Source organism: Synechococcus sp. R55.7 (assembly GCF_047461955.1).
GTDB lineage: Bacteria > Cyanobacteriota > Cyanobacteriia > Thermostichales > Thermostichaceae > Thermostichus.
Map to the genome: position 1 here is coordinate 24,635 of NZ_JANSIC010000005.1, position 2,097 is coordinate 26,731.

2 protein-coding genes are annotated in these 2,097 nt (G+C 55.2%); both read right to left on the minus strand.

The window, feature by feature from the left end; all coding sequences use genetic code 11:
- Positions 1-80 precede the first annotated feature (80 nt).
- Entirely contained in the window at positions 81-467 is a 387-nt protein-coding gene (locus NW820_RS00785; RefSeq protein ID WP_414406412.1) for a VOC family protein, read from the minus strand.
- Positions 468-677: 210 nt separating this feature from the next.
- Positions 678-2,045, minus strand: a complete 1,368-nt coding sequence (gene thiC / locus NW820_RS00790; RefSeq protein WP_414406413.1) for a phosphomethylpyrimidine synthase ThiC — start codon at positions 2,043-2,045, stop codon at positions 678-680.
- Positions 2,046-2,097: the final 52 nt, after the last annotated feature.

Below are 2,097 nucleotides of genomic sequence, written 5' to 3' on the forward strand. Positions count from 1 at the left end.
GGGGATCCCCTGTGTACAAGAGGATCCCTTTGCGTTGGACAAACTGAGAGTACTTGGGGGAGCGCCCTCAAGGTGCTAAGTCAAGCTGTGGCTTGGGCTGCCTTGGCTTGGTCGAAGGTTCCCGCAGGTTCATACAAAAACTCAAACAGGTTGCCGTCGGGATCCTTGCCATAGAAAGAGGCCGTGCCATCCCTGTGGGTGTGAATGGCCCCTACCGGGATCCCTTGGGATTTCAGGCGCTGGTGTTCTTGCTGGAGCTCCTCTATGCTGTCGAAGACAAAGCCAAAGTGAGGCCCTGCCGCGCGGTAGCCCGGCCCCAATAGCGCCAGCCCATCCTCTCCTGCCTTCATGTAGGCCCAGTCGGGATCCTGCCAGACGTTAACCATGCCCAGCTTTTGGTAGAACTCCACCGCCTTGGGAATGTCCTCTACCCGGATGGCGACATGCCCGAGTTGTCTAAGTGCCATGTCATCCTCTGTGCTCAATTGAGCCAACTGCAATGGTTCTTCTACAGATCAGCTTGACACACTCCCCGCCGCAAAGGGCAGGGATCCCTGCGGTAGGACAGAACTTTAGACCCAACTTTTTGACAGCTTGAGGCTGGGATCCCAATCCAGTCCATAGGCGAGATAGACGATGGCCTTTTTCAAGCCTTCAGGGCAGGGATGGGCCAAGGCTTACCCTGTTGGCTGCGCGGCCAAGAACCGCTCCAGCTCGCTCAAAGCCTCTGCATCCATTTTGGTTTGCATGGGGCAAAACTTTGGCCCACACATGGAGCAGAACTCTGCCGTTTTGTAGATATCTGCCGGCAAGGTTTCGTCGTGATATTCTCTGGCGCGTTCTGGATCCAAAGACAGTTCAAATTGTCGGTTCCAGTCGAAGTTATAGCGAGCTCTGGACATCTCATCATCCCGATCCCTGGCACCGGGGCGATGACGGGCAATATCGGCAGCATGGGCGGCAATTTTATAGGCAATTAAGCCGTTGCGCACGTCCTCTGCATTGGGCAAACCCAGGTGCTCTTTGGGGGTGACATAGCAAAGCATGGCTGCCCCGTACCAACCGGCTAAGGCTGCTCCAATGGCGGAGCTGATGTGGTCATAGCCTGCCGCAATATCGGTTACCAAAGGCCCCAAAACGTAGAAGGGAGCTTCGTCGCACTCCTCCATTTGCTTGCGCACGTTAAATTCAATTTGATCCATCGGCACGTGCCCCGGCCCTTCTACCATCACCTGCACATCGTGCTCCCAAGCCATGCGGGTCAACTGGCCCAGGGTTTTCAACTCCGCCAGTTGTGCTTCATCAGAAGCATCGTGCAAACATCCCGGTCGCAAAGAATCTCCCAGACTAAAAGAAACATCGTATTTCTTGAAAATCTCGATAATGTCGCGGAAGTGGGTATAAAGCGGGTTTTGTTTGTGGTGGGCCAACATCCAACGGGCCAGGATCCCACCCCCACGAGAAACAATTCCCGTCAGGCGGTGGCGTACCAACGGCAGATATTCGATCAGGATCCCGGCATGGATGGTCATGTAGTCCACCCCTTGCTGGGCCTGCTTTTCGATAATATGCAAGATATCTTCTGCCGAGAGTTTTTCGACATTGCCATGCACGCTTTCTAGGGCCTGGTAGATGGGCACCGTGCCAATGGGCACTGGAGAAGCTTGGATAATGGCTGTGCGAATTTCATCCAAATCGCCCCCGCCAGTGGACAGATCCATAACGGTATCGGCGCCGTATTTGATGGCCAATTTCAGCTTTTCCAGCTCTTCGGCCAAGCCGGAAGAAGTAGGGGAAGCGCCAATGTTGGCATTGACTTTGCACCGGGAAGCGATCCCAATGCACATCGGCTCGAGGTTGGTGTGATTGATGTTGGCAGGGATGATCATGCGACCCCGGGCCACTTCCGAGCGGATCAGTTCCGGCGGCAGGTTTTCCCGCCGGGCCACGTACTCCATCTCTTCGGTAATCACGCCCTGACGGGCAAAGTGCATCTGCGTTACATTTGCTTGCCCACGGCGACGGGCAACCCATTCGCTGCGCATGTTGTCAACTCCAGTGCTCGCTTTCCTACGCTGGTATGAACCAGATCAGGTT